The organism is Guyparkeria sp. SCN-R1, from assembly GCF_003932495.1.
In the GTDB taxonomy this organism is placed as follows: Bacteria; Pseudomonadota; Gammaproteobacteria; order Halothiobacillales; family Halothiobacillaceae; genus Guyparkeria.
On sequence record NZ_QZMT01000012.1, the window covers coordinates 67972 to 74920 of the forward strand.

At 67.4% G+C, this 6949-nt stretch carries 6 protein-coding genes; all 6 read left to right on the top strand.

From position 1 onward, the window contains the following. The first annotated feature begins 414 nt into the window (after positions 1 to 414). The 6 genes from pcnB to tilS all read left to right on the top strand — a co-directional run bounded on the left by pcnB (position 415) and on the right by tilS (position 6556). Complete coding sequence (gene pcnB, locus D5687_RS07995) at positions 415 to 1767, top strand: polynucleotide adenylyltransferase PcnB (protein ID WP_158611817.1); 1353 nt, start codon at positions 415 to 417, stop codon at positions 1765 to 1767. Between the two features lie 16 nt (positions 1768 to 1783). Further along, the gene (folK, locus tag D5687_RS08000) at positions 1784 to 2389 is read left to right on the top strand and encodes a 2-amino-4-hydroxy-6-hydroxymethyldihydropteridine diphosphokinase (RefSeq protein WP_125199249.1); all 606 of its coding nucleotides are present in this window, start codon (positions 1784 to 1786) and stop codon (positions 2387 to 2389) included. After that, on the top strand, positions 2386 to 3168 hold the full coding sequence (gene panB / locus D5687_RS08005) for a 3-methyl-2-oxobutanoate hydroxymethyltransferase (protein WP_125199250.1): 783 nt from the start codon (positions 2386 to 2388) through the stop codon (positions 3166 to 3168). The genes folK and panB overlap by 4 nt, the downstream gene beginning before the upstream one ends. After that, entirely contained in the window at positions 3168 to 4043 is an 876-nt protein-coding gene (panC, locus tag D5687_RS08010) for a pantoate--beta-alanine ligase (protein WP_125199251.1), read from the top strand. The genes panB and panC overlap by 1 nt, the downstream gene beginning before the upstream one ends. A 157-nt stretch (positions 4044 to 4200) precedes the next feature. Further along, positions 4201 to 5160: an acetyl-CoA carboxylase carboxyltransferase subunit alpha gene (locus tag D5687_RS08015; RefSeq protein WP_125199252.1), complete on the top strand. Its 960-nt coding sequence runs from the start codon at positions 4201 to 4203 to the stop codon at positions 5158 to 5160. Further along, positions 5141 to 6556: a tRNA lysidine(34) synthetase TilS gene (gene tilS / locus D5687_RS08020; RefSeq protein ID WP_125199253.1), complete on the top strand. Its 1416-nt coding sequence runs from the start codon at positions 5141 to 5143 to the stop codon at positions 6554 to 6556. Before D5687_RS08015 ends, tilS begins: the two co-directional genes overlap by 20 nt. Positions 6557 to 6949: the final 393 nt, after the last annotated feature.

The window sequence follows — 6949 nt, forward strand, 5'->3', positions numbered from 1 at the left end:
CGGGTGCTCACCGCACGCAATCAGCGCAAAATCCTAGCACAGAAATGCCTCGGGACTCCCGGTAAAGCCGCGACAGCATCGCATTTGCGTGCCGCCAGACGTGTTTATCCTGCGGGCGCGCGCGAGACGGCATCGGTGGAGCCTCTGGGAATGACGTTGGCCATGATTTTGGCCGGATCGGCGGGTAAATCACGCGAGCCCGGCCATAGTGATAGACTTCGCCTTTCCTGAGGAGCCTCTGCACGAATAGCAATACGACTCTGCGAGCCAGAGTGGCGCTGCAATCCGTGCAGGGGTTCGATAACCCATCCGTGGCCCGTCGGTGCGTTCGAATAACGCGACCGGCCCGCACAGCGCCCGAACCGGGTCGATGCCGGCCACGGCGATCAATGGCAGACCGTTTTGTCAGACAACGTGACTCCAACCCAGACCCGAATTCCCGCCGAGACCCATGGCATCTCGCTGAATGACCTGAGCGACAACGCCCGGTTCGTCCTCGAGCGCCTGCACGAGGGCGGCTTCGAGGCCTACGCCGTTGGCGGTTGCGTCCGCGACCTGTTGCGCGGCCGAAGCCCGAAGGACTTCGACGTGGTCACCGATGCCCGCCCCGAAGAGGTCAAGCGCCTGTTCAAGCGCGCGCGCATCATCGGCCGGCGTTTCAAGATCGTGCACGTGGTTTTCCGCGACGAACTGATCGAGGTGACCACCTTCCGCGGTGGGGACACCGGCGAGATCAAGCGTGCCGACGGCGGCATGATCACCCGTGACAACGTCTTCGGCAGCATCCACGAGGATGTCTGGCGGCGCGATTTTTCCTGCAACGCCCTCTACCTCGACTTCGCCTCGGGCGAGTTGATCGACTACGTCGAAGGCCTGACCGACATTCACAGCGGTCGGCTGCGCGTGATCGGCGAGCCGGAGGCGCGCTACCGCGAGGACCCGGTGCGGATGCTGCGCGCGGCGCGCTTCGCCGCCAAGCTTGGCTTTCACCTCACGCCCGACAGCGAGCAGGCGATCGCGCGTTGCCGCGAGACGCTCTCCGACATTTCCCCGGCCCGCCTGTTCGACGAGACCGTCAAGCTGCTCCAAGGCGGCGCCGGTCGACAGACAGTGCTTGAGCTCAAGCGCCTCGGCCTGCTCGAATACCTGTTCGATGGACTGGCGACCTGGATCGAGCCCAACGACCCGGCCAGCGACTGGGTGCTGATCGAGCCGGTGCTCGAGGCCACCGACGAGCGGGTCGCCAAGGACCTGCCGGTCAACCCGGCCTTCCTGTTCGCCGGGCTCTTCTGGCGCATGCTGGGGCGCCACCGCGTCCAGTGGATGCACCAGCGGGTGCCGGGTGAGGATGCGATGGTGCTCGCCGCCGACGAGGTGCTCGCCGTGGCCGCCCGCCGTCTGATGATCCCGCGCCGCCTGGCCGAGATCATCCGCGCGATCTGGACGCTGCAGCCGGATCTCGAGCGTCATGCCTCGTCCCCCGGTGCCCAAGGCAAGGACAAGGGCAAGGACAAGCTCACCGACGAGCAGCGCGCACTGACCGAGGCGCCCTGGTTCCGAGCGGCGGTGGATTTCCTCTGCCTGCGCTCACGGACCAACGAGGTCGACGAGTCGGTCTGCACTTTCTGGCGTCGTCATGCCCCGGAGCGCGGCAGCCGGGACGAGGCGCCGATCGAGGCCCTGCAGCCGTCGGATTTCGGCAAGAAACGTCGCCGTCGCCCCCGCCGTCGCAAGCCGGGCGGCAAGCCGCAGTCCACCGGTAGCTGATCCCGGGTGCATTGTGATGGTTCGGGAAATCGCGACCATCGGCCTGGGTGCCAATCTCGGTGACCCGGTCGACCAGATCGAACGGGCGGTGGAGGCGATCGACAGCCTGCCGCTTTGCCAGGTGCGCGCGGTCTCCGGCCTTTACGCCAATCCGCCGATCGGCCCGCAGGATCAGCCGGACTACATCAACGCCGTCGCCGAAATCGATACCGCCCTGGCGCCCGAGGCGCTGCTCCGGGCCCTCAAGGGCCTCGAGCGCGCGGCGGGCCGTTCCTACACGCGTCACTGGGGCGAGCGCATGTTGGACCTCGACATCCTTGCCTTCGGCGATCGCCAGATAAACTCCCCCGGACTGACGGTGCCGCATCCGGAGATCGCCCATCGACACTTTGTGCTTGCCCCGTGGCTCGAGATCCGACCGGACGCCCGCCTGCCCGACGGCACGGCCTTGGCCGGCTTGCTGGAGCATGTTGCCGACCATCCTCTGCGCTTCCTGCGGGCCATGCACTGGCAGCGCCGCGGCGACGAGACCGGTGCAACCGGTCGGGCTCGCACCCGCAGGACCGATCGCCCGAGTGACGACAAGGACTCTCGCACCACCCCCACGCGGAGGTCGACATGACCCGTTCCCGATTGCGTCAGGCCAAGATCGATCGCACACCCATCGCCATGCTGACGGCTTACGAGGCCGGCTTTGCGCGCGTCGCGGCCGCGGCAGGGGTCGATGCCTTCCTGGTGGGCGACTCGCTTGGCATGGTCGTCCAGGGGCAGCGTGACACGCTGGCCGTCTCGGTCGACGACGTCGCCTACCACACGGCCACGGTGCGCCGGGGCGTGGGTGATGCGCTGGTGATCGCCGACATGCCGTTTCTCAGCGATGCGTCCGTCGAGCGGGCGCTGGATGCCGCCGCTGTCCTGATGGGCGAGGGCGGGGCGGACATGGTCAAGCTCGAGGGCGGAGCCGAGAAGGCCGACATCGTTCGTGCCCTGACCAACAGCGGGGTGCCGGTATGCGGGCATGTCGGGCTGTTGCCCCAGCGCGTACGCAAGCTGGGCGGTTACCGGGTGCAGGGCCGCGAGGCGACCGATGCCCGCCGGATCCTCGAAGACGCCCAGGCGCTGGTCGCTGCCGGCATCGACCTGCTGGTGGTCGAATGCGTGCCCAGCGAACTCGGTCGCGCGCTGGCCGAGGCGATCGACGTCCCGGTGATCGGCATCGGTGCCGGCGCGGATACCGACGGGCAGGTGCTGGTGATGCACGACATGCTGGGGCTGACCGAAAAGCCGCCGCGCTTCGTGCGCGATTTCCTCGCCGAAGGTGGTTCGATCCACGGGGCATTCGCCGCCTACGTGGCGGCGGTGCGCGAGCGGCGTTTCCCCACCGCCGAGGAAAGCTTCTGATGGAGGTGATTCGCGACATCCCCGAGCTGCGCGACTGGCGCGAGTCGGTCGAGTTCGATGCCCGGCGCGTGGGCTTCGTGCCGACGATGGGCAATCTACACGCTGGCCACCTGGCGCTGATCGATCACGCCAAGCGACGCGCGGATACCGTGATCGTGAGTATCTTCGTCAATCCGCTGCAGTTCGAGGACCCGGACGACCTGGCGCGCTATCCGCGCACCGAGGAGCGCGACCTCGAGCTGCTCGAGCGCGCCGGGGTAGCCGCGGTCTTCCTGCCCACCGAGCCCGAGCTCTATCCCCACGGCCAGAAGGACATCGTGCGCGTCGATGCCGGCCCGCTGGGTGACCGTCTTGAAGGCGCGGCCCGTCCGGGGCACTTCACCGGCGTGGCGACCGTGGTTACCAAGCTGTTCAACCTGGTGCGCCCGGACGTGGCCGTCTTCGGTGAGAAGGACGCCCAGCAGGTGGCCGTGATACGCCGTCTGGTGGCGGACCTCGACATGACCGTGGAGCTGGCGATCGAGCCGACCCACCGGGAGCCCGATGGTCTGGCGATCAGCTCGCGCAACCGTTTTCTCGATGCCGAACAGCGCCGCCAGGCCCCGGCGGTGCATCGCGCCCTCAAGCGTGCGGCCGAGTCGTTGGCCGGCGGCCATACCGTCGCCGCGACACTGGCCGGTGCCCGTCATTGGCTGACCCAGCAGGGCTTCGTGGTCGACTACCTGGTCTACTGTGACGACGAGCGTTTCGAGGAGCAGACCCGGCTGGTCGCGCACGGGCGGCTGCTGGTCGCCGCGCGGCTCGGTCGCGTCCGGCTGATCGACAACCTGCCCGTGCACAGCCCGCATCCGGCAAGCGTCGGGAGCGATCGCTAGGCGATTCTCGCACCCATCGTTAGCCGCCCCGATTTACGCCGGGGCGGCAACTTCGGCACAATACGCGTCTGTCTCGCCGCCATGGACGACCCTTTCGGTCCCCATGCCAAAAGCGAGACGGCATACCTAACTACCCGCCCATACAGCGCAGCCGTCTATGAATCCGAACTATCTCGACTTTGAACAGCCGATCGCCGAACTCGAGGCCAAGATCCGCGAACTCCAGCTGATGGACGACGATCAGGGTCTGGATATCGACGAGGAGATCGAGCGGCTGCGCAACAAGTCGATGGATCTGACGCGCTCGATCTTTTCCAATCTCGGCGCCTGGCAGGTCAACCAGTTGGCCCGTCACCCGCAGCGCCCCTACCTGGCCGACTATCTCGAGCGGGTGTTCACCGATTTCCGCGAGCTGCATGGCGACCGTGCCTTCGGCGACGACCCGGCGATCATCGGTGGCATGGCGCGGCTCGATGGCCTGCCGGTCATGGTCATCGGTCAGCAGAAGGGCCGGGACACCAAGGAAAAGATCCGCCGCAACTTCGGCATGCCGCGCCCCGAGGGCTACCGCAAGGCCAAGCGCCTGATGGAGCTGGCGGAGAAGTTCGGCCTGCCGGTGCTCACCTTCATCGACACCCCGGGCGCGTACCCGGGCATCGATGCCGAGGCACGCGGTCAGAGCGAGGCCATCGCGCGCAATCTCTACGTGATGGCCGAACTGGAGACGCCGATCATCGTCACCGTGATCGGCGAGGGTGGCTCGGGCGGCGCGCTGGCGATCGGCGTGGGTGACCACGTCATGATGCTCCAGTACAGCACCTACTCGGTGATCTCTCCGGAGGGTTGCGCCTCGATCCTCTACAAGAGCGCGGCGAAGGCCCCCGAGGCAGCCGAGTCGCTTGGCATCACCGCCGGGCGTCTGAAGGAGCTGGGCCTGGTCGACGAGGTCATCCCCGAGCCCTGTGGCGGCGCCCATCGTGACGTGCCCGCCATGGCGTCTTCGCTCAAGGCGAGCCTGAAAAAGGCGGTGCTCGCCCAGATCGATCGACCCACCCAGGCCCTGCTCGAGCGTCGCTACGAGCGACTGATGAGCTACGGTGAGTACACCGAACGCTAGTCCTGCGATGCCGGGAGCGGTGACCGGCCCGGACGGCATGCCCCGCCCGGCCAGTCCGTCGCCGGCCTCCCATGTCCTGCTCGCCAGCTCTGGCGGGCGTGATTCCCTGGGCGCGCTGGTCCGTCTGTCGCAATGGCGTGACGAAGGGGTCTTCGCATGCCTGTCGGTCGTTCACGTCGATCATGGCCTGCATCCCGACGCCCCGAGCTGGGCCGACATTGCCCGTGAGCAGGCGCATGCCCACGGCTGCGCGTTCGAGGTGCGCCGGGTGGCGGTCAAGCGGGCATCGGTGGGTGCGGGGCGTGGGTCGACCGAGGCGGCGGCGCGCGAGGCGCGTTACCGGGCGCTGGACGAGGCGCTGATCGAAGCTGCCTCGAACGACCCGAACCATCCACCCGTGCTCGTTACCGCCCACCATGCCGATGACCAGGCGGAGACCATCCTGCTGGCCCTGATGCGCGGCTCCGGCGGGCAGGGCCTGTCGGGCATGTCGGCCTGGCGCTCGCGCGATGCGTTCGCCCACTGGCGCCCCTTCCTGGAAACGCCTCGCGACGAACTCGAGGCAGCGGCCCGTGCCAGCGGGTTGGGCTGGGTCGACGATCCGGCCAACGATGATCCGGGATTTGCCCGCAACCACCTGCGCCATCACGTCCTGCCTGAACTGCGAGTATTCTGGCCCGATGCCGTTGGCCGGATTCGCACCAGTGCCCAACGACTGGTGATGGAGCAGGGCCTGCTCGGCGAGCTGGCCGAGATCGACGCCGACCAGTCACTCGACGGCCCGACGCTCGATTGGAGCAAGGCCGCGACACTGCCGCCGCATCGCCAGTGCAACCTGCTGCGCCAATGGCTCGCCCGTCTGGGTTGCCTGCCTCCGCCACCCGAGCGGCTGGGTGAATGGCTAAACCAGTTGCGCACCGCTGCGGCCGACCGCCAACCGCTGCTCGAATGGCCGGGTGGCCAGCTGCGCCGCTACCGCGATCACATCCATTGGCTGCAGGTCTTGCCCGAACCGACGCAGCCGGTCGACTGGCCGGCCGATCAGGATTGCCTGCGTCTCGAGGGTGGGCGAGAAATCCGCCGCCGTCCGAGTCGCGCCGTTGGCGACGATGGCGTCCTGCTGCGGCAATGCGTTGACGAGTGGCGCTTGCGGCCGGTGGGCGGCAGCGAACGATTGCGCCCGGCCGAGGGTCGGCCGAGCCTGCCGATCAAGCAATGGTTCCAGGACCAGGGCATCCCACCGTGGGAGCGGCCCGCAGCCGTCGGGGTGGAGATCGGCGGGCAGCTGGCCGCCGTGCTGGCCGGCGAGCACGGGCTGGTGGACACGGCGTTCCGGCCAAACCCCGATGAGCCCGCCTGGGTTATGACCGAAGTGCGGGAGGCGGGTGCCGGTTAAGATAAGCGGGTTGTTCGGTTTCGTCGAAAATCCGGACAATAGGTGAATTGAATCAAGGCGTTGTGATCAACTGTTGATTCAAAATCTATGACCTTCATCCCGTCAGGTTTAACCCCGTGGGAGCAGGCCTTGCCCGCGAAGGCGACGTGAGTCGCCGCCGTGTTGCTCGGATGATCCCGAGCATGTTTCCAAGGGCTGAGCGGGGCATGCGCCCGACGCGCTTCGCTCGCCAGGCAAGCTCCCACAATGGTCGAGGGCGCCCGTAGGAGCGGCTTTAGCCGCGAAATTCAGCGAATGGCGACCCCCGGTTCCCGGCCTCAAACCTTCGCGCCTAAAGGCGCTTGTATGTTTACCCCGGCAAGTCAAAAACTGGGCTTGTCGGGGTGGAGGGAC

Coding starts and splice junctions, on each gene's coding strand:
- panC (WP_125199251.1), top strand. CDS start 3,168: ATGGAGGTGATTCGCGACATCCCCGAGCTGCGCGACTGGCGCGAGTCG.
- panB (WP_125199250.1), top strand. CDS start 2,386: ATGACCCGTTCCCGATTGCGTCAGGCCAAGATCGATCGCACACCCATC.
- folK (WP_125199249.1), top strand. CDS start 1,784: ATGGTTCGGGAAATCGCGACCATCGGCCTGGGTGCCAATCTCGGTGAC.
- D5687_RS08015 (WP_125199252.1), top strand. CDS start 4,201: ATGAATCCGAACTATCTCGACTTTGAACAGCCGATCGCCGAACTCGAG.